General features: G+C 71.2%; 18 protein-coding genes and 2 pseudogenes. All 20 read right to left on the bottom strand.

All coding sequences use genetic code 11. From position 1 onward, the window contains the following. Positions 1–19 precede the first annotated feature (19 nt). Positions 20–805 (bottom strand): annotated as a pseudogene (locus Raf01_RS35860) (MinD/ParA family ATP-binding protein); the annotation flags it as partial. 450 nt (positions 806–1,255) lie between these two features. After that, complete coding sequence (locus tag Raf01_RS35855) at positions 1,256–1,957, bottom strand: hypothetical protein (RefSeq protein WP_203922542.1); 702 nt, start codon at positions 1,955–1,957, stop codon at positions 1,256–1,258. A 13-nt stretch (positions 1,958–1,970) separates the two neighbouring features. Continuing rightward, positions 1,971–2,885 (bottom strand): RluA family pseudouridine synthase, encoded by a 915-nt coding sequence (locus Raf01_RS35850; RefSeq protein ID WP_203922610.1) that lies wholly within the window; start codon positions 2,883–2,885, stop codon positions 1,971–1,973. 16 nt (positions 2,886–2,901) lie between these two features. After that, complete coding sequence (lspA, locus tag Raf01_RS35845; protein WP_239134236.1) at positions 2,902–3,549, bottom strand: signal peptidase II; 648 nt, start codon at positions 3,547–3,549, stop codon at positions 2,902–2,904. Further along, positions 3,522–4,235 (bottom strand): TraR/DksA family transcriptional regulator, encoded by a 714-nt coding sequence (locus Raf01_RS35840; RefSeq protein ID WP_505973669.1) that lies wholly within the window; start codon positions 4,233–4,235, stop codon positions 3,522–3,524. Before Raf01_RS35840 ends, lspA begins: the two co-directional genes overlap by 28 nt. 143 nt (positions 4,236–4,378) lie before the next feature. Further along, positions 4,379–5,875, bottom strand: coding sequence for a potassium/proton antiporter (locus tag Raf01_RS35835; protein ID WP_203922608.1), 1,497 nt, complete (start codon positions 5,873–5,875; stop codon positions 4,379–4,381). 40 nt (positions 5,876–5,915) lie between these two features. Next, positions 5,916–6,641, bottom strand: coding sequence for a hypothetical protein (locus Raf01_RS35830; protein ID WP_203922540.1), 726 nt, complete (start codon positions 6,639–6,641; stop codon positions 5,916–5,918). Between the two features lie 26 nt (positions 6,642–6,667). After that, on the bottom strand, positions 6,668–7,462 hold the full coding sequence (locus Raf01_RS35825; RefSeq protein WP_203922539.1) for a DivIVA domain-containing protein: 795 nt from the start codon (positions 7,460–7,462) through the stop codon (positions 6,668–6,670). Between the two features lie 56 nt (positions 7,463–7,518). After that, positions 7,519–7,815: a YggT family protein gene (locus Raf01_RS35820; protein WP_203922538.1), complete on the bottom strand. Its 297-nt coding sequence runs from the start codon at positions 7,813–7,815 to the stop codon at positions 7,519–7,521. A gap of 21 nt (positions 7,816–7,836) precedes the next feature. Continuing rightward, the gene (locus tag Raf01_RS35815; RefSeq protein WP_203922607.1) at positions 7,837–8,418 is read right to left on the bottom strand and encodes a cell division protein SepF; all 582 of its coding nucleotides are present in this window, start codon (positions 8,416–8,418) and stop codon (positions 7,837–7,839) included. A 226-nt stretch (positions 8,419–8,644) separates the two neighbouring features. Continuing rightward, positions 8,645–9,406 carry a YggS family pyridoxal phosphate-dependent enzyme gene (locus Raf01_RS35810; RefSeq protein WP_203922537.1) on the bottom strand — a complete coding sequence of 254 codons (762 nt, stop codon included), beginning with the start codon at positions 9,404–9,406 and terminating at the stop codon, positions 8,645–8,647. Next, positions 9,366–10,469: a cell division protein FtsZ gene (gene ftsZ, locus Raf01_RS35805; protein ID WP_203922536.1), complete on the bottom strand. Its 1,104-nt coding sequence runs from the start codon at positions 10,467–10,469 to the stop codon at positions 9,366–9,368. Before ftsZ ends, Raf01_RS35810 begins: the two co-directional genes overlap by 41 nt. Positions 10,470–10,776: 307 nt before the next feature. After that, complete coding sequence (locus Raf01_RS35800) at positions 10,777–11,571, bottom strand: cell division protein FtsQ/DivIB (protein WP_239134234.1); 795 nt, start codon at positions 11,569–11,571, stop codon at positions 10,777–10,779. Beyond that, a complete protein-coding gene (murC, locus tag Raf01_RS35795) occupies positions 11,558–13,042 on the bottom strand; it encodes a UDP-N-acetylmuramate--L-alanine ligase (protein ID WP_203922534.1) in 1,485 nt (494 codons plus the stop codon). The genes Raf01_RS35800 and murC overlap by 14 nt, the downstream gene beginning before the upstream one ends. A gap of 76 nt (positions 13,043–13,118) precedes the next feature. Next, positions 13,119–14,270, bottom strand: a complete 1,152-nt coding sequence (murG, locus tag Raf01_RS35790; protein ID WP_203922533.1) for an undecaprenyldiphospho-muramoylpentapeptide beta-N-acetylglucosaminyltransferase — start codon at positions 14,268–14,270, stop codon at positions 13,119–13,121. A gap of 72 nt (positions 14,271–14,342) precedes the next feature. Further along, positions 14,343–15,755, bottom strand: coding sequence for an FtsW/RodA/SpoVE family cell cycle protein (locus Raf01_RS35785; protein WP_203922532.1), 1,413 nt, complete (start codon positions 15,753–15,755; stop codon positions 14,343–14,345). Further along, the gene (gene murD, locus Raf01_RS35780; protein ID WP_203922531.1) at positions 15,752–17,206 is read right to left on the bottom strand and encodes a UDP-N-acetylmuramoyl-L-alanine--D-glutamate ligase; all 1,455 of its coding nucleotides are present in this window, start codon (positions 17,204–17,206) and stop codon (positions 15,752–15,754) included. Before murD ends, Raf01_RS35785 begins: the two co-directional genes overlap by 4 nt. Beyond that, positions 17,203–18,306, bottom strand: coding sequence for a phospho-N-acetylmuramoyl-pentapeptide-transferase (mraY, locus tag Raf01_RS35775; protein WP_203922530.1), 1,104 nt, complete (start codon positions 18,304–18,306; stop codon positions 17,203–17,205). Before mraY ends, murD begins: the two co-directional genes overlap by 4 nt. Then, complete coding sequence (locus tag Raf01_RS35770) at positions 18,303–19,745, bottom strand: UDP-N-acetylmuramoyl-tripeptide--D-alanyl-D-alanine ligase (RefSeq protein WP_203922529.1); 1,443 nt, start codon at positions 19,743–19,745, stop codon at positions 18,303–18,305. Before Raf01_RS35770 ends, mraY begins: the two co-directional genes overlap by 4 nt. Positions 19,746–19,825: 80 nt before the next feature. Further along, positions 19,826–21,274 (bottom strand): annotated as a pseudogene (locus Raf01_RS35765) (UDP-N-acetylmuramoyl-L-alanyl-D-glutamate--2,6-diaminopimelate ligase); the annotation flags it as partial. Positions 21,275–21,333 lie beyond the last annotated feature (59 nt).

Below are 21,333 nucleotides of genomic sequence, written 5' to 3'. Positions count from 1 at the left end.
TAGGAACGCATCCTGGAAATTACCTGGCAAACCTCTCCACGATCACAGCCGCCGCCTGCAGCCATGCCTTCCGCGTCGAAGCCCTCAGCATCGGGTACTCGATCGAAGACCCGGGCTCCAACGCCGGGTCGTACGGTACCACCGCCACCGCCCTGGTCCTGGTGGCGAAGTGCTTGGCCAGGTCGTCCAGCAGCGGCGACGGGTTCGGCGTCGGGCAGGACAGCAGGGTCACCGCCTGCTCCGCGAGCTGGCCCATCCCCCACTCATGGAGCAGGTCGAGCATCCAGTCGGCGGTGAACGCCGCGTCCTCCCGGGGAACCGACGTGATCACCAGCTGGTCGGCCGCCTGCAGGACGGTCTGCCAGTTTGTGCTCTCCACGTTGTTACCGGTATCCACGCAGATCACGTCATGGGTCCGGCGCAACAGCTCGATCACCCGCCGGACGGTGTGCGGATCGAGTCGCTGGGCGAACCGGGGACTCTCCTCGCCGGCCAGTACGTCGTAGGACCCGTCGGAGGCGTGCCGCAGGTAGTCGTCGAGCCGCTCGAGCAGCGCGGGCCCCTCGGCCACCTCGATCATGGTGAGGTCGGCGATCAGGTGCCGGATCGTCCGGGCGTGCCGCGCCGAGCCGGCACGCAACCCGAGCGTGCCGCGCAACTCGTTGTCGTCCCAGGCCAGCACGCCCCGACCGCGCACGCTGCCGATGGTCGCCGCGCAGAGCACCGTCGCGGTGGTCTTGTGGACCCCGCCCTTCGGATTGGCGAACGCGATCACCCGCGGTCGGCCGAAGTCGCGCCGCAGGGTGGCCACCATCTGGTCCGAGGCGCTCTGCTGGGCCGGCTGCCACTCGAGCTGGCCGCCGTAGCCGGGGGGCGGCGGCGCGGCCTCGACGCGCGGTGGCTGGCGCTGCTCGGCGATCGGCGGCGCGGCCGGCGCGACCTGGTAGCCCTGCGCCTGCGCCTGCTCCTCCTCGGTGAGCGGATGGTTGCCGAGCAGTGCCCGGTCCAGTATCGAGCGCCATCGGGGAGTCGGCGTCGATGCGCTCCAGCCGGTCTCCGCGCGATCCACGCTGACCCTCCTACCGCCCGCTCGTCCGCTCTCAAGGGTACGGTCCTCGCCGATGCCCCACCCCCGGCACGCTCGGCAGATGATCAACCCACGCGAGGATGCCTCGTCTACTCTCCCACGTCTGCGGTCGCCGCGCGCTGGTGCCTTCGGCTCGTACCAGTCGAGATCATCGGGCGTCGCACACTCTTACTTCGAGCCGGACGGCAGTGGTGCGGAGTCTTTCGGAGGTTGTGCCGTATCGCTCTGCTCGGGCAGCGGCGGAAGGAACACCGCGAGGTCGAGTTGGCTCACCCGGGGCGCGGGGTCGACGGCCCGTACCGAGGCCCGGGCGGCCAGCTGCCGCAGGGTACCGGCCGGGGCGCGCACCACCGCCGCGTACACGCAGGCGCAGTGCTGCCGGTAGCGCTCGGCCTCGGTCGCGGCCACCTGGTCGCCGGCGCGCGACGCCTGCCGGGCACGCTCCCCGGCCTCGGCGTCCATGCCGGCCGTCACGTCGTCGGGGATCGTGGCGACCGGGATCTTGACGATCGCGGTCTGCACGTCGGGCAGCGGTACCCGGGCGTACACCTGGAAGGTCTCCACTCCGGCCAGTACCGGCACCAACTCCCCGGGCGACAGGTAACCGGCAAGCGACACCAGCGCGTACCCGGACTGCCCGGCCGGCATGGCGTCCAGCCGGTCGCGGCTGTCCCGCAGGTACGCCGGAATCGACGCGCCCTGCCCGACACCGACCCGGACGACGTCGCCGGTCGCGGTGCCCGAGGGCTCGGCCGAACCGTGCCGGACGGCGAGTACCACGGCGACCGCGACGAGCGCGGCCACCACGGCGGCCAGTTGATACCCGATCCGCCGGGCGCCGCGGACCAGCCGGGACAGCGCCGGTCTCACCGAGCGCCGCCGCTCACCAACCGTCGCCCAGCACAGCCAGCGCGTGGCTCAGGTCGCTCGGGTACTCGCTCTCGAACCGCACCCGCTCACCGGAGGTCGGGTGCTCGAAGGACAGCTCCCGGGCGTGCAGCCACTGCCGGGTGAGGTCCAGCCGGGCTGCCAGGGTCGGGTCGGCGCCATAGGTCAGGTCGCCCACACACGGGTGCCGCAGCGCCGCGAAGTGCACCCGGATCTGGTGCGTACGGCCGGTCTCCAGGTGTACGTCGACCAGGCTGGCCGACGGGAACGCCTCGATGGTGTCGTAGTGCGTGATGCTCGGCTTGCCGCCGGACACCACCGCGAACTTGTAGTCGCGGCCGGGGTGCCGGTCGATCGGCGCGTCGATCGTGCCCCGCAACGGGTCGAGGTGGCCCTGCACCACGGCGCTGTACCGCTTCTCCACCTCGCGTTCCTTGAACGCGCGCTTCAGAGCGCTGTACGCCACCTCGCTCTTCGCGACCACCATCAGCCCGGTGGTGCCGACGTCCAGCCGGTGCACCACACCCTGCCGCTCGGCGGCGCCGCTCGTCGCGATGCGTTCGCCCATCGCCGCCAGCCCGCCGATGACGGTCGGGCCGGTCCAGCCCGGACTCGGATGCGCGGCGACCCCGACCGGTTTGTCCACCACCACGATGTCGTCGTCGTCATAGACGATCCGCAGCCCGTCGACCGGCTCCGGGGCGAGAGCGACAGCGGCGCCGGGCGGCGGCGGGAGCGTGACCTCCAGCCACGAGCCGGCGCTCACCTTGTCCGACTTCGGGCGCGGCTGCCCGTCGACGATGGCGTCACCGGCCTCGACCAGCGCCGCGGCTGCGGTACGGGAGAGTCCGAACAGGCGCGACACGGCCTGGTCGAGCCGCATGCCGTCCAGGCCGTCCGGTACCGGCATGAAGCGGCGCTCGCCGTCAGTGCTCGCCACGCTGCCCCGTGTCGCGTCCGTGGCCGCCGTCCCGGCGCCTGCCGAACACCTCCAGCAGCACGGCCAGTACGACGCCGCAGCACAGCGACGCGTCGGCCAGGTTGAAGATCGGCCAGTGCTCGCCGTTCGGGCCGAACAGGCTGACGAAGTCGACCACGTGCCCTTCGAGGAACCCGGGTGCCCGGAACAGCCGGTCGCCGAGGTTGCCCAGCGCGCCGCCGAGCACGAGTCCGAGGGCGATCGCCCAGGGTACCGAGCGCAGCCGCCGGGCCAGCCAGCCGATGAACCCCAGCACCACGAGAGTGACCAGGGGAAACACCCAGGTGTGGCCGGTGCCCAGGCTGAACGCCGCCCCGCTGTTACGGGTCAGGTCCAGATAGAAGAAGCCACCCAGCACCTTGACCGGCGCGTGGTCGGTGAGCTTCGCGACCACGAGGTACTTCGTCAGGACGTCGATGAGCACCACGAGGATCATGGCGCCCGCGAGAACGCCCAGCGCCAGGCCACGCGGGCGCGCCGGTGTCACCGTGGTGGCCGGTGCCTCCTCGTCCGCCACCGCGGCCCCCTCGCCCGGCCCGGACACACCGTTGATCACACCGTCGGTGCTCAGCGCCGCTCCTCCAACTGCTTGCAAGACACGCAGAGGGTAGCGGACGGGAACGCCGCCAGCCGCTCGACCGGGATCGGGTTGCCGCACCGCTCACACCAGCCGTAGCCGCCCTCGCCGAGCCGGTCCAGGGCCCGCTCGACCTGGGTCACCCGCTCCAGGATCGTGTTGGCCAGCGAGATCTCCTGCTCGCGCTCGAACGTCTTGGTGCCGGTGTCGGCCTGGTCGTCGCCGGCCGAGTCGGTCAGCCGGTCGCGCTGGAGTTCGGTGATCTCGGACACCGTCGACCGGTACTCGTCCTTCAGCTCGCCGAGCCGTTCGACCAGGGCCACCCGGATCTTCTCGGTCTCCGCCGCGCTGCGGGTGGTCTTGGGCGCGACCTTGGTGCCCTTTGCCTCGGTGGCTGTCGCGGTGGACTTGGCCGCGGTGGACTTGGTCGCGGTGGACTTGGTCGCAGTGGTCCTGGTCTCGGCTGGCTTGGCCATCGTCGCTCCCTCGGCCGCGTTCTCCGCAGCGATCGGCTGTGCCGGATCGGTTGTCGTCGGCGCCGCGCCGGCCGGCGAGGCGGATTGCGTTCGGGGATGCGCCGCCGTCAACTTCGCGACAGAAGAGGACTCGCCCGTACCCCTCGGGCGTTTTGTGCCACTTGTCCGCGCCGTCGCCGCGGCCGCCCCCGATGCGGCCTTCCGCGTGGCAGGTGCACGCTCGGCCATGGCATCCCCCAGATGCAAAAACGGGCGCGCGGCGGGGCGCCGCGCACTCCAGAGGTTGGCAAGGATACGGAACGTACGGGCCGCCGACAAACATGCCACACGATCTGACCCGATTGACCTGAGAAGTGCCGGTGCGCCGCGCGTCAGGCCAGCTCCTCGCGGCCCTCCTCGTGAAACCAGCGGGCCAGCCGGCCGCGCCGGCTCACCGCGCGCAGCCGCCGCTCGGCCGCGTCGCGGGCCTCGACCGTCGCCACGATGAGCAGGCTGTCGCCGGTACACAGCCGGGTGTCCGGCTCGGGAACGAACCCGGTGCCCCGCCGCAGTACCAGCGTCACCACCGCGCCGACCGGCAGGCGCAACTCGTCCAGGTACACACCGGCAAGTCGGGAACCGGCTGGTACGTCCACCTGCAACAGGTCGGCCCGCATCCGTTCCAGCGGGGCGGTCTCCACCATGAGTTCGGTCGCCTCGGCCGGCGCCTGTACCCGGAGCCACCGCGCCACCGCCGGCAGCGTGCTGCCCTGTACCAGGGTGAACACCACCACCAGGACGAACACCACATCGAACAGGTCCCGGGCGCCGGGTACCCGCTCGGACAGCGGGATGGTGGCGAGCACGATCGGTACCGCGCCCCGCAGTCCGGCCCAGGACAGGAAGCCCTGATCCCGCCAGCGGATCCGGAACGGCGTGGCGCTGGCCAGCACCGACAGCGGCCGTGCCGCCAGCACCAGGGCCAGCCCGACGATCAGTGCCGGCACCACCGCGTGTCCCAGCCTGCCGGGCGACGCGAGCAGGCCGAGCAGCACGAACAGCCCGATCTGGGCCAGCCACGCCACCCCCTCGGCGAACCCCAGGATCGCGTGCCGGTGCGGCAGCCGGGCGTTGCCCAGCGCGACCCCGGCCACGTAGACGGCGAGGAAGCCGGACGCGTGCGCGACCGTCCCGGTGGCGTACGCGAACACGGTCAGCCCGATCGCGGCCAGCGGGTACAGGCCGGCGGAGGGCAACGCGGCCCGGCGCAGCGCCCACCGCCCGAGCAGGCCGACCACCAGCCCGACCGCGGCGCCGACCACCAGCTCGTACCCGACCAGCAGCAACTCCTGCCACCACGGGTGGTCGCTGAGCGAACCCGTGGACAGCAGGGTGACCAGGAGCACCACCGGCGCGTCGTTGATGCCGGACTCGGCTTCCAGGATCGCCGTGTTCCGGGGGCGCAGCCGCAGCCTGCGCAAGGTGGAGAAGACCGCCGCCGCGTCGGTGGACGAGAGCACCGCGCCGTACAGCAGCGCGACCTGCCACCCGACGTTCAGCACCAGCCGGGCCACCAGGCCGACGACCGCGATGCTGACCGCCACCCCCAGCGTCGACAGCACCACCGCCGGCCCGAGCACCGGACGCAGCGCGGACCAGCGAGCGGTCAGCCCGCCCTCGGCGATGATCACGATGAGCGCGCAGATCCCGAGCGTACGGGTCAGCTCCGCGTCATCGAATCGGATGCCGAGGCCGGCCTCACCGATCGCGACGCCGAGAGCGAGGTACACCAGCAGGCTGGGCAGCCCGAGCCTGGTGGACAGCCGGACGGCGCCGACCGCCACCAGGAGTACGGCGGCGGCCAGCAGTAGCGCCCGGGTCAGGTCCAGAGCTCACCTCGGCTGGACGGCGGGACCTGGACGAGCCCGCTCAGGCTCGACGCGCCTCGGCGAGCATCGCGGCGTCCGGCTCGCACAAGCCGCACGGCGTGAAGCCCAGGTCGACCGCCTCGCTGACCGGTAGCGGCTCGTTTTCCCTGCCCAGCAAGTGCACGCAGGCCGGGTGGTGGTAGCGGGGCCGGCCGTCGATGACGAGCACCTCGGTGCTCATCTGCGCCACGCGCGCAGCGTCCTGCGGGGACACGACCTGGGCCGCAGGCTCGTCCGGCGGATCCTCGTCGCCGAACTCCGCGCCGCCGAACTCCTCGCCGTCGGGGTCGTCCAGGTCGCGCTCGGGCGACATGCCCATCCGCGACTGCGGCGGAATGAATACCTGGGTGGGCGCCTCGTCGATGATGGTGTCCCCAGCCATGGGGTCACCCAGCGCGCCGTCGCGCTCACCGGGGGCAGCGCCCATCCGATTACCTCGGGCCGCCTGACGCAGCGCCTCACGCGCGTCCGACCCGCCGCGCGGGTCGCGCGCTTCGGCCTGGCCGGCCATCGTGTCGACCAGACCGCTCGGGTCGAGGCCGCGCGACGATCGACCATTAGCGGCGGCTCGGCTCGCGGCGGCTCGGCGAGCGCCCACGATCAGCAAGATCGCCGCGAGCAAACTCGCGGCGATCGAGCCGATCAGGAACGCGTTGGAACCGCTCACCAGCCCGAGGCCGAGCAGACCCACCGCCACGAGAATGAGCAGAAGGCTTCCGACGATCACTACTCATCCTCCGGGAGGCGTGGCGACTACCGACTATTAGCGCTATCGATTCCTGGACGCCCACCATATGCTGCCCCGGCCGCGGCCAATCCACCGGCTGCCACCCTGGACGCCTCAACCTGGTTGAGCTCGGCTTCCAGGCCCTTGCCGTGGTCGCCGAGGTCGCGCAGCTGGCTCTCCAGGTAGGCCCGCAGCCGAGTCCGGTACTCCCGCTCGAACTGCTTCAGCTCCTCGATGTGCTTCTGCAGCGCCGACCGCTTGGCGTCCAGGCCGCCCATGGCCTCCTGGTGCCGCTGGCGGGCGTCGCGCTCCAGCGCGTCGGCCTTGGCCCGCGCCTCGCGGGTGACTTCCTCGGACTTCGACCGAGCGTCGGACAGCAGCTTGTCCGACTCACGGCGGGCGTCGGCGACGTGGTCGTCAGCGGTCCGCTGAGCCATCATCAGCACGCGCAGCGCCTGCTGCTCACCATCGCCGTTCACCACCGGCGCACCCTGCGCACGGACTTGCTCCAGCTCGGACTGCATCGAGCGGGCAGCCTGCTCGGCCGCCGCCTTGTCCCGGTTGACCCGGTCCAGCTGAGCCTTCAGCTCGGCATTCTCCTGAGCGAGCCGGGGGTCGCCACCGGGGCCGGCGGGAGCGCTCGGGCGTCCGCCACCGCGCTCAGCCTGCGCGCGAAGCTCGTTGTTCTCTTCGATCAGACGGGCAAGTTCGCGCTCGACCTCATCGAGGAAGGCGTCGACCTCCTCCTCGTCATACCCCCGCTTACCAATGGGGGGTTTTTTGAAGGCGACGTTGTGCACGTCGGCCGGGGTCAGCGGCATCGAAACTCCTCGGGTCAGTTGCGGCCGCAGGTGGCTGTCGTCCAGGCAAGGTACACCTAAGAGATCAACAGCCGTCTCACGACGTTCATCAGCACGTACAGAATAAGCAGCAGCACAAGGGCCGATAGGTCAACGCTCACGGTACCAACTCGAAGCGGAGGGATCACACGCCTCAACGGTTTGAGGGCCGGATCAGTGACGCTCCACACGACCTCAAGTGCTGCTGCCGCTCCCCGACGGGGATGCCAGCGCCGTCCGTAGGCCAAGACAGCGCTCATCACGAACCTGCCGAGCAAGATCAGAAGGAAGAAATACAGCACCAGATACAGAGTCTGGCCGATGATCGATTTCACGTCTCCGGGGGGTCCCTTGGCTCAGCTCTGGTTGAAGAACCCGCCCTCAGCGATCCTGGCCTTGTCCGCCTCTGTGACCTGAACGTTGGCCGGTGAGAGCAGGAACACCCGATTGGTCACGCGCTCCATCGTACCGCGCAGACCGAACGCCAGACCGGCCGCGAAATCAACCAGACGTTTGGCATCCGCCTCAGCCATTTCGGTCAAGTTCATGATCACTGGTACGCCGTCTCGGAAGTGCTCGCCGATCGTACGTGCCTCGTTGTACGTGGTCGGATGCAGCGTGGTGATCTGGTACCGGCGCTCCTCCTCTTCGTTCACCACCGCACGCTCCCGCAACTGAACTTGTGGTGCAAGGGCCAGATTGTCCCGGGTCGGGTAGGCCGACATGGTTTGCGAACCAGGCCGCCCGAGCGGACGCACGGCTGTCCGGTCGACCCGACCGGATTCCCGCGCCTCGGCCAGTCGATCGGCGGTCGCACGGGGACGGATGGGAGCCGGGGTCTCTTCGACCTCGTCCTCGAAGTCCTCGTCGTCGTAGCCGCGGTCCTCATCGTCCTCGATGAGGCCGAGCCATACGCCCGCCTTGCGCATCGCGCCCATCGCTGTCCCTCTCCGCCCTTCGACACCGCCCCCGGCCGATGCCGCGTGGCCCCGCCTGAACACCGACTCCGGCACCGACCGCCCCACGGATCCCGCGCCGTATTCAACGGCCGCATCCCTCGCCTGCGACTGGTCCGGATCGCCGGGCGACGCCAGATGCGCCGAGCCGGACTGGTCGAACCAACGGCGAAATAACAACCGTGTAGTTTGGTGTCCGAGAATGAGGTTACCGCAGCGCCGGTCGGTTTCCGAGCAATGCGCTGCCGATGCGCACATGTGTCGCGCCGAATTCGACGGCCGATTCCACGTCAGCGCTCATACCAGCGGAGATCAGCGTGGCTGTCGGGTAATTGACCCGCAGTCGTTCGGCGATTCCGGCAAGTCGTTCGAACGCCGCACCCGGGTCCCAATCCACCGGAGCGACCGTCATGACGCCGCTCAGCCGCAGCGACTCGGCGGCCGCGACCGCCTCGGCCACCTGGTCCAGGTCGGTGTCCGGAGGGCCGCCCTGCCTGGCGCCGCCGCGCGCCGGGTCGCCGTCGATGCTGACCTGTACCAGCACGTCGAGCGGCGACTCCCGGCGCTGTGCCGCCGCGTCCCCGAGCGCCATGGCCAGGCGCACGCTGTCCACGGAGTGCACGAGGTCGGCGTACCCGGCCACCGAGCGGCACTTGTTGCGCTGCAGCTGACCGACGAAGTGCCAGCGCACGTCCACCCCGGCGGCGCTGACCTGCGTCGCTTTCGGTGCCGCCTCCTGGTCCCGGTTTTCCCCGACGTCACCGACGCCGAGGCCGGCCAGGTGCAGTACGTCCTGCGCCGGGTACGTCTTGGTGACCGCGACCAGGGTGACCTCGTCGCGAGCCCGACCCGCGGCTGCGCAGGCGTCGGCGATGCGGCGGCGGACCCGGCCCAGGTTCGCGGCCAGTTCCGCCCGCCGCTCGTCCTGGTCAGGCACCGTTCTTGAGGAAGTCCGGCACGTCCACGTCATCGAAGAGCACCCGGCGCGGCGTGGGCGGCGGTGTCGTCGGTGGCCGGGACGCACCGGCGTTCGGCGGCTCCGGCGGCGTCTGCTTGCGCGACGGCTCGACCGGCTTGTATGCCGGGGCGCCCCCGTCGAAGCCGGCGGCGATCACGGTCACCCGCACCTCGTCGCCGAGCGCGTCATCGATGACCGCACCGAAGATGATGTTCGCGTCCGGGTGGGCCGCGTCGGTGACCAACTGGGCCGCGTCGTTGATTTCGAACAGGCCGAGGTCCGAGCCGCCGGCGATGGACAGCAGCACGCCGCGCGCGCCGTCCATGCTCTGCTCCAGCAGCGGGCTGGAGATGGCGTGCTGCGCGGCGTCGACCGCGCGGTTGTCGCCGCGCGCGCTGCCGATGCCCATCAACGCGCTGCCGGCGCCGCTCATCACGCTCTTGACGTCGGCGAAGTCGAGGTTGATCAGGCCGGGCGTGGTGATCAGGTCGGTGATGCCCTGCACACCGGAGAGCAGCACCTGGTCCGCCTGGCGGAACGCGTCCATCATGCTGATGCCGCGGTCACCGAGCGCCAGCAGCCGGTCGTTGGGGATCACGATCAGCGTGTCGCACTGGTTGCGCAGCTCTTCGATGCCGGCCTCGGCCTGCACCTGGCGGCGCTTGCCCTCGAACGAGAACGGCCGGGTCACCACACCGATCGTCAGCGCGCCCAGCTTCCGGGCGATCTGCGCGACGACCGGCGCGCCGCCGGTGCCGGTGCCGCCGCCCTCGCCGCAGGTCACAAACACCATGTCGGCGCCCTTGAGCACCTCTTCGATCTCGTCCCGGTGGTCCTCGGCTGCGTTCTTGCCGACATCGGGGTTCGCGCCGGCGCCCAGGCCCCGGGTCAGCTCCCGGCCGACGTCGAGCTTGACGTCGGCGTCGCTCATCAGCAGTGCCTGCGCATCGGTGTTGATCGCGATGAACTCGACGCCCTTGAGGCCAACCTCGATCATCCGGTTGACCGCGTTGACTCCGCCGCCGCCAATGCCGACGACCTTGATTACCGCGAGATAGTTGTGCGGAGGAGTCATCGGTACCTTCCCTTTCGACCGAGGCCGGTCTGCAACCTACGGCGGACCTGAGCTTGGGGCGGACCCTGCCGACCCCTCGTACGCCAAGGGTGGAGGCCCACCCTCGCCAGAGGTAAACCCTCACCCTTTACTAGAGGCTTAGACTTATGTCAACTGTGCCCTCTTCGGCAAGGTATGCGTCGCCTCCCCGTCCTCCAAGGACCGGCCCCGGCGTGTCGCGACTCCGTCGCTGTTAGCTGTTTTTTCCCGGGCCTGGCTGGCCTTGCTTTCCCCGGCCCGCCCACAGTCCCGGCGGGCCTCGAAAGCCTCAGTTCACCGTCACCGTGTTGGGCGCGCTCACGTCGATCACCTTGCCCTTGCCCCGGCGCAGGAGCACCGTCGCCACCTCGGCCTTCTCGGTGTTGGCGGTCGCGTCCCCCCACACCACCTGGCGGCCGTCGCGCAACTGCAGCCGGATCTGCGTCGGCGAGTCCGCCACCAGCGTGCCGAGCAGGTCGCGCAGTTCGCCGGTCAGCGCGGCGAGCACCGCCAGCGCGGCCCGGGTGCCCCGGTCGGACGGCCCGGGCGAGGTCACCTCGATCAGCGGGAGCTTGTCCGGGCGGTCCGGCACGATACAGAACACCACGCCGGACGCGTCGATCTCGTCGTACCGCTTGTCTGGCCGGGCGAGCACGGCCACCGGGGTGCGTTCGGTGACCGTGACGACCAGGGTGGACGGCCAGTCCCGGGTGATCCGCGCCTGGCGCACCGCCGGCAGCTTCTCGATCCGGCGCTGCACCGACTTCAGGTCGAGCGAGGCCAGCGGGGCGTTGTGCCGCACCGCGGCCGCCGACCGCACCTGATCGGCGGTGACGATCGCGTTACCGCGTACCGCCACGCTGCGCACCCCGAACAGGGACGAACGGTAGAGCACCAGGCCGACGAGGCCGAGCAGCACGATCGCGACGAGTCCGGCCAGCCAGGGAGCGGCTGCCTGCATCCGGCGTTGCCGGGCGCGCTGGTTGAAGCGACGGACCGAGGACGGTACCGCCTGGGCCGGCGCCCGGACCAGAGTCCAGCGCCGGGCACCGTGGTCGTCTTCGCGTCCGCTACGCCCGCCCACCTGCCGCCTCCGGGCCCTGGGCATGCCGCGGCAGGTACCCGGGCGGAGCCTCGGCCCGGTCGGTCAGCGCCTCAAGCAACTCGTCGCCCATCAGCGAGATCGGCGGTGCTCCCATGGTCACCACCAGGTCCCCGGTCCTGGCCCGGCGGACCACCTCGGCGGGCACCTCGTCCCAGTCCGGCACGAACACCTTGGCGTCGGCCGGCAGGTCGATCGCGGCGGTCAGCGCGGCGCCGCCCTCACCGGGCTCGCGCGTCTCACCGGGCCCGAAGACCTCCAGCACCACCGCCTCGTCCGCCAGCGCGAGCGCGGCCGCGATCTCGGTCAGCAGCTCCCGGGTGCGGTACATCCGCAGCGGCTGGAACACCACGATCAGCCGGCCGTCGCCGGCCACGTCGCGTAGCGTCTCCAGCGCCGCCGTCATCGACACCGGGTGGTACGCGTACTCGTCGTAGACCCGTACCCCGTCGGCCGTGCCCTTGAGTTCGAAGCGCCGCCGTACCCCAGACGCCGAGGCCAGGGCCTCCACGACGGACTCCAGCGGCACACCCAGCTTCAGCGCGGTCAGCACCGCCGCGGACGAGTTCAGCCCCATGTGCCGGCCCGGTACCCGCAGCGAGATCTCGCCCAGCGAGTCACCGTTCCAGGTGGCCAGGTACCGCACCCCGCTGGCGGACGTCACGATCTCGGACAGGCGCAGGTCGGCGTCCTCCGCCTCGCCGTACGTGTAGACGGTCTGGCCGGCATCGCGGGCGCGCTGTGCCAGCCGCCGGGTACCGGGATCGTCGGCGCAGGTCACCACGAAACCGCCCGGCTCCACCAGCTTCGCGAAGTCCAGGAAGGCGTCCTCCAGGCCGGCGAGGTCGCCGTACGTGTTGAGGTGATCGGCCCCGATGTTGGTGATGATCGCGACGTACGGGTGGTACCGCAGGAACGAGCGGTCGCTCTCGTCCGCCTCGACCACGAAGTGCTCGCCGCTGCCGTGGTGGGCGTTCGAGCCCACCTCGGAGATCTCGCCGCCGATCACGAAGGACGGGTCCAACCCCGCGTGCTGGAAGACCATCGTGGTCATCGAGGTCGTGGTGGTCTTGCCGTGGGTACCCGCGATGGCGATCGCGCGCCGGCCGGCCATCGCCGCGGCGAGCGCCTCGGACCGGTGCAGGATCCGCAGGCCGCGGCGGCGCGCCTCGACCATCTCCAGGTGATCGTCGGGGATGGCGGTGGAGTAGACGACCGTGTCCACGCCGTCCAGGTTGGACGCCTCGTGGCTCATGTAGATCGTGCCGCCCAGCGCCCGCAGCCCGGCCAGCGTCGGCCACTCCCGCAGCTCGCTGCCGGAGACCGGGATGTGCCGGGTCAGCAGCAGCCGCGCCAGGCCGCTCATGCCGACCCCGCCCACCCCGATCAGGTGCACGTGGCCCAGGTCCTCCGCGGTCAGCTCACCGGTCGCGGTGGCAGTCTCGCTGCTCACGCCGCCTCCTCGCTCCGCTCGGACGCGCCGTGAGGCACGACGGCGCTGAACTCATGGTTCCCTCGCTGACGCTCGGTCACGAGCCCGCCACCTGGTAGACGTACGCGCGCAGCGCCTCGTCGCCGTCGCGCCTGCCGTAGCTCGCGGCCGCGCGGGACATCGCCGCCAGCCGCGCGGGATCGCGGACCAACGGGATCACCGTCCTCTCGATCCAGTCCGGGCTCAGTTCGGCATCGTCGACGATCAGACCGCCACCCGCCTGGACCACCGGCAGGGCGTTCCGTCGCTGCTCCCCGTTTCCGTAGGGTAGCGGGACGTACACCGCCGGCATGCCGACTGCGGCAGTTTCCGCGCAGGTCATGGCGCCGCCCCGACACAGTGTCAGGTCGGCCGCCGCGTACCCGAGCTCCATCTCGGACAGGAAGGTCATCGTTCGGTACGGCACCGGCAGGTCCGGCGGGATGTCCACCGGCTCGTTGCGGGCACCCATGATGTGCAGGACCTGGACTCCGGCGGAGGACAGCGACTTCGCCGCCCCGGCCATGGCCAGGTTGATCGACCGGGCGCCCTGCGAGGCCCCGAACACGAACAGCACCGGCAGGTCCGGGTGGAGCCCGAAGTACTCCCGGGCCCGGGCCCGCAGCGCCCACCGGTCCAGCCGGGAGATCTGCTCCCGCAGCGGTACCCCGGTGACCCGCGCGTTGCTGAGTGCCGGTACTTGCTCGACCTGATACGGGAAGCCGACCGCGAGGTTGTCGGTGAAGCGCATGCCCATCTTGTTGGCCACGCCCGGCGGCACGTTCACCTCGTGGATCACGATCGGCGTGTGCCGTCGCCACGCGGCCAGGTACGCCGGTACCGAGACGTAGCCTCCGAACCCGACCACCACGTCGGCGTCCACCTCGTCGAGCACCGCCCGGGTCGCCTTCGACGCCCGCCACATCCGGTCCGGCGTACGCACCAGGTTCATGTTGATCGAACGGGGCAGCTGGTACGCCGGGACGAGCCGCAGGTCGTAGCCGCGCGGCGGGATGATCTCGTTTTCCAGCCCGCGGGGGGTACCCAGGCAGGTGATCCGCAGCCGGGGGTCGTGCCGGCGCAGGCAGTCGGCGAAGGCCAGCAGCGGGTAGATGTGCCCACCGGTCCCCCCACCGGCCAGCACGATCGACCGCAACTTCGGCCCTGGGTCGCTCACCTGGCCGAACCCGCCCGGCCTATCCCACGCCATACTCGGCTCCTCTTCTCACCATCTGCTGTTCTCCAAGGCGGCCGGTGGGACCGCACCGCCTCGCTCCTCGGCTCACCGGGTGTCCTGCGACGGGCGGCGCGGCCGTCGCGGCGCCCGGTTCTGGGTCGGTCGTCGCGGCGGGCGCGATGCCCGGTTGGGAGTACCCCGCCGGTTTTTCGGCAACGGCGGGAGCGGCGCCCAGAGTAGCCGTACCCACCGGTCCGACGGCCGGGCGTGCAGTGCCCGGGCCGCGTCCGGCTCCGCCCGGGCGAACGAGGCGAGCAGCCCCACCGCGGCGAGCGTGACGATCAACGCGGTGCCACCGGCCGAGATGAACGGCAGCGGCAGGCCGGTGATCGGCAGCAGGCCGACCACTCCGCCGATGTTGATCGTGGCCTGACCGACCAACCAGACGGTGATCGCCGCGGCCACCATCCGCCGGAACGGGGTCTGCACCCGGCGGGCGATGCGCAGGCCTGTGTACGCGAGCACGGACAGCAGGCCGAGTACCACGAAGCAGCCGACCACGCCCAACTCCTCGGCGATGATCGCGAAGATGAAGTCGTTGTGCGCGTTGGGCAGCCAACCCCACTTGAGCCGGCTCTCGCCGAGCCCGACCCCGAACCAGCCGCCGTCGGCGATCGCGTACAGGCCGTGCAGCCCCTGGTACGCCGGCCCGTCCTGAGCCTTGGGGCTGCTGTGCCCGGCGAACGTGGTGATCCGGGCGACCCGGTACGCCACCGTCGAGATCAGCACCACCACGCCGGCCAGCCCGACCATGCCGAGCGCGGCGAACACCCGCCAACGCACCCCGGCGGCCCAGAGCAGCCCGAGGAACAGGATCATCAGGCAGAGGGTGGTGCCGAGGTCGTTCACCCCGACCATCACCACGATCAGCCCCACCACCGGGAACAGCGGCCGGGCCAGTTCTCGCCAGTTCCCGATCTCCGACCCCTTGGCCTCCAGCACCCCGGCGCCCCACAGGGTCAGCGCCAGCTTGGCCAGCTCGGACGGCTGCATCTGCAGCGGGCCGATGTAGAGCCAGTTGCTGTTGTGCACGTCCGCGTGCAGCAGCGAGCCGAATCCGGGGTGGCGCAGGATGTGGAACCTGACCGCGAGGCTGAGCAGGTCCAGCAGGGTGAGCAGGACGATCGAGATGATCAGGAGCGGCTTGCCCAGCGAGCGGTAGGTGTCCACCGGCAGCCGCTGGAAGATCCAAAAGGCGACGAGCCCGATCAGCGCGTACAGGGTCTGCCAGGTGACCTGCTCGTACGCGTTGCCGGAGCCGGCGTAGGACTGAACACTGGTCGCCGAGAACACCATGACCAGGCCGATCACCAGCAGCAGGCCGGAGCTGGACAGCAGCAGGTAGTACGACGCCAGGGGCCGGGCGAGCACACCGCGCAGCGCGGCGAGCGGACCCGACCGGACGCCGGCCCGGTTCCACTCGCGGGAGCGCGATCCCGCCTCGACCTCGGCGGTCATCTCGGGGCGCCTCCTGGATCCCGGTCGGCCCGACCGTCCCTCGCCGGCTCGCCGGCCCGCTCCGCCAGTTCGCCCACCGCGGCGGCGAACGCGTCACCCCGCCGGGCGTAGCTGGGGTACATGTCCAGGGATGCGGCCGCCGGCGCCAGGAGCACGGTGTCGCCGGGACGCGCCAGCTCGGCCGCCGCGCGCACCACCTCGCCCATCGCACCATCATCGACGCTGGCCACATCCACCACCGGTACCTGCGGGGCGTGTCGCGCCAACGCCTGTGCCACCTGGGCGCGATCGACCCCGAGCAGGACCGCCCCGGCGAGCCGGTCGGCCACGCTGGCCACCAGCTCACCGACGTCCACGCCCTTGAGCTGACCGCCGGCCACCCAGACCACACGCGGGTACGCGGTCAACGACGCGTACGCGGCGTGCGGGTTGGTCGCCTTGCTGTCGTCCACGTAGTCCACTCCGGCGACAGTGGCCACGTACGCGTTGCGGTGCCCTTCCGGCCGGTACCCGGCCAGCCCGTCGCGTACCGCCGCCGGCCCGACCCCGTACGACAGGGCCAGCGCCGCGGCGGCCAGCGCGTTGCTGACGTTGTGCGCACCCGGCGGCCGGATCGCCGTCGCCTCGACCAGCCGCCCGCCGCCGAACGCGTCGTCGTACAGCCAGCCGTCGCGCACACCCAGCTCACCGGCGTTCGGCGCGGCCAGCGTGAAGCCGACCGTGCGGCCGGTCACTCGGGACAGCGCCTCGGCGACCCGTGGGTCATCGAGATTGCCCACCGCCACCCCGCCGCCCTCCGGCGTGGCGGCGCGCCAGATCGCCTCCTTGGCCTGCGCGTACGCCTCGAAGGAGCCGTGCCAGTCGAGGTGGTCCTCGGCGAGGTTGAGCAGCGCGCCGGCCCGGGGTGCGAGGTCGCGCGACCAGTGCAACTGGAAGCTGGACAGCTCGACGGCCAGCACCTCGTAGCTGGGCGTGCCGGCCAGCTGGTGCCCCGGCCCGGAGATCCCGCTGGCCGCGAAGACCAGCGGCTCGCCGATGTTGCCGAGCGCCGCCGCGCTCAGGCCGGCCGCGGTGAGGATGGCGGCCAGCATCGTGGTCGTCGTGGTCTTGCCGTTGGTACCGGTGATACCCAGCCAGTCCGGTGCACCCGCGCCGCGTAGCCGCCAGGCCAGCTCCGGCTCGCTGTACACCTCCAGGCCCCGGTCGAGCGCTGCGGTGACGAGCGGGTTGCGCGGCGTGAAGCCGGGCGAGACGACCAGTTCGTCGATCCCGTCCAGCAGCTCGATCGGCGCCGGGTCGGCGATCACCACCGCGACGCCCTCGTCGGCCAGCTCATCGGAGCCGGCCGACGACTTGGCAGACACCAGGGTGACGTCCGCGCCCCCGGCCCGCAGCACGCGCGCCGCGGCGACGCCGGCCACGCCGGCGCCACCGATCAGGACCCGGTTCAATACACGTTCCTCAGGAAGTCGCCGTAGAACAGGCCGAGCGCGACGGTCACACCGATGCCCGCGATGATCCAGAACCGGATCACGATGTTGACCTCACTCCAGCCGGCCAGCTCGAAGTGATGGTGCAGTGGAGACATCCGGAACACCCGTTTACCGGTAGTCCGGAATGAGATGATCTGAATGATCAGCGACATCGTGATGATCACGAACAGCAGGCCCATGACCAGCAGCAAAAGCTCGGTACGGGTGGAGATGGCCAGGCCGCCGATGAGCCCGCCGAGCGCCATCGAGCCGGTGTCGCCCATGAAGATCCGGGCCGGCGAGGCGTTCCACCACAGGAAGCCGAGCAGTGCCCCGGCCGCGGCCCCGGCGATCAGGCCGATCTCCAGCGGGTCGCGCACCTGGTAGCAGTACTGCGCGGTGAACCCGGGCGCGTGGGTGTCCGCGCACCAGTGCCGGTACTGCCAGAACGCGATCAGCATGTACCCGCCGATCACCATCACCGAGGCGCCGGTGGCCAGGCCGTCCAACCCGTCGGTGAGGTTCACGCCGTTGGTGGTCGACATGATCACCGCGACGAACAGCACGACGGCGGCCACCTTGCCGATGTTCAGCCAGTGGATGTCCCGCACGAACGAGATGTCCGTACTCGCGACTGTCTGCCCGTTGGTGGCCGGGAAGTACAGCGCGACGATGCCGAACACCGCACCGACGATGACCTGCAGGATCAGCTTGCCGCGCTTGTTCAGCCCGAGGCTGTTGCGCTTGCGCACCTTGAGAAAGTCGTCGATGAAGCCGATGCCGCCGCAGAACACCATGAGTCCGAGCAGCACCAGCCCGGTGACGGTCGGCCTGGGCGGCACGATCTGGGTGTCCGGCAGCGTCTTGAGCACCAGGTGGCCGGCGAAGTAGGCGACCACCGTGGCGACGATGAACACCACCCCGCCCATGGTCGGCGTGCCACGCTTGCCGGAGTGGGACACGTTGATGTCCCGGATCGGCTGGGCCGCTTTCAGTTTGGTGAAACCCCTGATGGCGAACGGCGTCCCGAACAGGGACAGCACGAAGGCCACGCAGGCCGCCACGATGACGGACCTCACGAGTGGCTCTCCGCGCGGTCCAGCTCCTCCGGGGCACGCAGCGCGTCCGCCACCGCCCAGGTGCGGTACCGCGAACCCTTCACCAGTACCACGTCGCCAGCGCGCAGCTCGTCGCGCAACAACGCGACGGCGGCGTCCTGATCGGTCACCTGCACCGACTTCCCTCCCCAATTGGCCACCGCGACCGCTCCGTCATGGATCGGCGCGGCCTGCTGACCGACCACGACGAGCAGGTCGACGCCCAGCGTGGCCGCCAGGTGTCCGACCTCCTCGTGGCCAGACCGCTCGTACTCGCCCATCTCGGCCATGTAACCGAGCACGGCGATGCTGCGCACCCGGGCTCCGTCCGCCCGGTCCGCACGCTCCCGCCGGCCGCGGACCATGTCCGTCAGCGCCGTCAGTGCCGCCGAGGTCGAAGCCGGATTGGCGTTGTACGAATCATCGATGACCGTGACATCGTCGGCACGGTCGAACACATCCATCCTGCGGGTCGACACCAGCCGCAGCTCGCCGAGCCAACCGGCCAGGTCGGCCACCGGGGCACCCAGCTCACGGGCGACCGCGGCCGCCGCGAGCGTGTTCGCCACCTGGTGGCGGCCGGTGACCGCGAGCTGTACGGCGGCACTGCCCTCCGGCGTGACCAGCGTGTACGAGGCGCGTCCGCGGTCGTCGAGGCGCACGTCCCGCGCCCGTACCTCGGCCGAGTCGGCCTCGCCGACCATCACCACCCGGGCGATGGTCCGGGACGCCATCGCGGCCACCCGCGGATCGTCCGCGTTCAGCACCGCGAGCCCGTCCGGGCCCAGCGCCTCGACCAGTTCGCCCTTGGCCACCGCGATCTGGTCCTGCGACCCGAACTCGCCGATGTGCGCCACGCCGACGTTGAGCACCACGCCGATGCGGGGCGGCGCGGCCTGCGCCAGGTACCGGATGTGCCCGATCCCGCGGGCGCCCATCTCCAGCACCAGGTACCGGGTCTCCGGACCGGCCTGCAGCACCGTGTACGGGTGGCCCAACTCGTTGTTGAACGAGCCGGCCGGCGCGACGGTCGGGCCGAGGCGAGCGGTCAACTGGGCGATCAGGTCCTTCGTGGTGGTCTTGCCGGAGGAGCCGGTCAGCCCGACGATCGTCAGCTCGGGCAGCCGGTCGACCACGGCCCTGGCCAGCGCGGCCATCGCGGCCAGCGGGTCGGACACGATCACCATCGGCACCCCGGGCAGTTCCCGGGTGCCGAGCACAGCGACAGCGCCGGCGGTCATCGCGGTCGGGGCGAAGTCGTGCCCGTCAGCGTTCTCTCCGAGGAAGGCCACGAACAGCCCTCCCCGACCGATCTTGCGGGAGTCGAACTCCACGCTGCCGGTCACCGTCGCCGCCGGGTCGGCGCCCACCAGCCTGCCGGAGACCGCGACCGCGACCTCATCGAGCCTCATCGGGATCATCGTGCCTCCTGACTCCGGTCGCCGGGAGTCGCCGCCTGGTCAGCCTGTCCGGGATCTCCGGATTCCGCCCCCGTCGGCCGGGCATCCTCACCGAACCGTTCAGTCAGCGCCCGGGCGAGTTCGATCCGGTCGTCGAACGGCTGGATCTCGCCGTCGATCTCCTGCCCCCGCTCGTGGCCCTTGCCCAGCAGCGCCACGACGTCCCCGGGCTGCGCCCGGGCGACCGCCTCGGCGATGGCCTGCCGGCGGCCGGCCATCTCGATCACTTGAGCACCGGATACCGCCTGCGCGCCCCGCAAAACCTCGGCCCGGATGGCCGCCGGGTCCTCGGTCCGGGGATTGTCGTCGGTGATCAGGACGAAGTCGGCGCCCTCCGCCGCGGCCTGGCCCATCATCGGCCGCTTGCCGCGGTCCCGGTCGCCGCCGGCGCCGATCACGCAGATCAGCCGTCCGGTGCCCGCCTGGCGCAGCGCGGCGAGGGCTGCCACGATCGCGTCCGGCTTGTGCGCGTAGTCCACCACCCCGACCACCGGGCCGGGCGCGGCGACCCGCTCCAGCCGCCCCGGCAGCCCGGGGCAGGCCGCGATCCCGATCGCGGCGACCTCGGCCTCCACTCCGGCGGCGACGAGGCTCGCCAGGGCGAGCAGCGCGTTGGCGACGTTGTGCCGGCCGGGCAGGGAGACCGCGCCGTCGACCTCGACGCCGTTCGGCCCGTGTACCCGGAACCGCTGACCGTACCCGGCTTCCTCGATCCCGTCCGCCCACCAGGTCGCGGCGGTGTCGCCGTTCGCCGAATAGGTGATCGTGGCCGGGCGCAGCAGCGGCTGGAGAGCCGGCTCATCGAGGTTGATCACCTCGTACCGGCACCGCCCGTCGAACAGCATGGCCTTGGCCTCGAAGTACTCCTCGATGGAGGCGTGGAAGTCGAGGTGGTCGGTGCCGAAGTTGGTGTACCCGCCGACGGTGAACGCGGTGCCCTCCACCCGGGACAGCGCCAGGGCGTGGCTGGACACCTCCATGACCAGGGCGGAGACCCCGCGCTCCACCGCGACGGCGAACAGCGCCTGGAGATCACCGGCCTCCGGGGTGGTCCGCTCGGATTCGATGACGAGGTCGCCGAGCCGGGTCTCGACCGTACCGATCAGCCCGGTCGTGATGCCGGCGGCGCGCAGGCCGGACTCGATGAGGTACGCGGTGGAGGTCTTGCCCGCGGTGCCTGTGATCCCGATCACGGTCAGCTTCTCGGTCGGCCGGTCGTAGATGGCCGCGGCGACCTGCCCGAGCACCCTGCGCGGCTCCGGAACGATCAGCGCGGGCAGCCCGGCCTGGTCGGCGGCCTCGGCGCCGGCCTGGTCGGTGAGCACCGCGACCGCGCCGGCCTCGGCGGCCGCCGGGATGAACCGGGCACCGTGCACCTTCGCGCCGGGTAGCGCGGCGAAGAGGTCGCCGGGCACCACCGCATCGCTGGCGTGGGTCACCCCGCGCACCAGCGTGCCGGGGTCGCCGACGATCCGAGCGGAGGCGGGCACGCCCTCTGCTTCACCGGAGACCAGCTCTGCCCCGACCTCGTCGGGCCCGACGCCCAGGT

Origin of the sequence: Rugosimonospora africana (assembly GCF_016862975.1) — a bacterium.
Taxonomy (GTDB): domain Bacteria; phylum Actinomycetota; class Actinomycetes; order Mycobacteriales; family Micromonosporaceae; genus Rugosimonospora; species Rugosimonospora africana.
This window is presented reverse-complemented; position numbering and strand designations above follow the sequence as displayed.

Excerpts from the sequence above, each read along its gene's own strand:
- Raf01_RS35785 (WP_203922532.1), bottom strand. The coding sequence starts at position 15,755 with ATGACCGCCGAGGTCGAGGCGGGATCGCGCTCCCGCGAGTGGAACCGG.
- Raf01_RS35810 (WP_203922537.1), bottom strand. The coding sequence starts at position 9,406 with ATGACGTGGACGTGCCGGACTTCCTCAAGAACGGTGCCTGACCAGGAC.
- Raf01_RS35840 (WP_505973669.1), bottom strand. The coding sequence starts at position 4,235 with ATGGCCGAGCGTGCACCTGCCACGCGGAAGGCCGCATCGGGGGCGGCC.
- murG (WP_203922533.1), bottom strand. The coding sequence starts at position 14,270 with ATGGCGTGGGATAGGCCGGGCGGGTTCGGCCAGGTGAGCGACCCAGGG.
- ftsZ (WP_203922536.1), bottom strand. The coding sequence starts at position 10,469 with ATGACTCCTCCGCACAACTATCTCGCGGTAATCAAGGTCGTCGGCATT.
- Raf01_RS35815 (WP_203922607.1), bottom strand. The coding sequence starts at position 8,418 with ATGGGCGCGATGCGCAAGGCGGGCGTATGGCTCGGCCTCATCGAGGAC.
- Raf01_RS35850 (WP_203922610.1), bottom strand. The coding sequence starts at position 2,885 with ATGCCGGTACCGGACGGCCTGGACGGCATGCGGCTCGACCAGGCCGTG.
- Raf01_RS35825 (WP_203922539.1), bottom strand. The coding sequence starts at position 7,462 with ATGCCGCTGACCCCGGCCGACGTGCACAACGTCGCCTTCAAAAAACCC.
- Raf01_RS35770 (WP_203922529.1), bottom strand. The coding sequence starts at position 19,745 with ATGATCCCGATGAGGCTCGATGAGGTCGCGGTCGCGGTCTCCGGCAGG.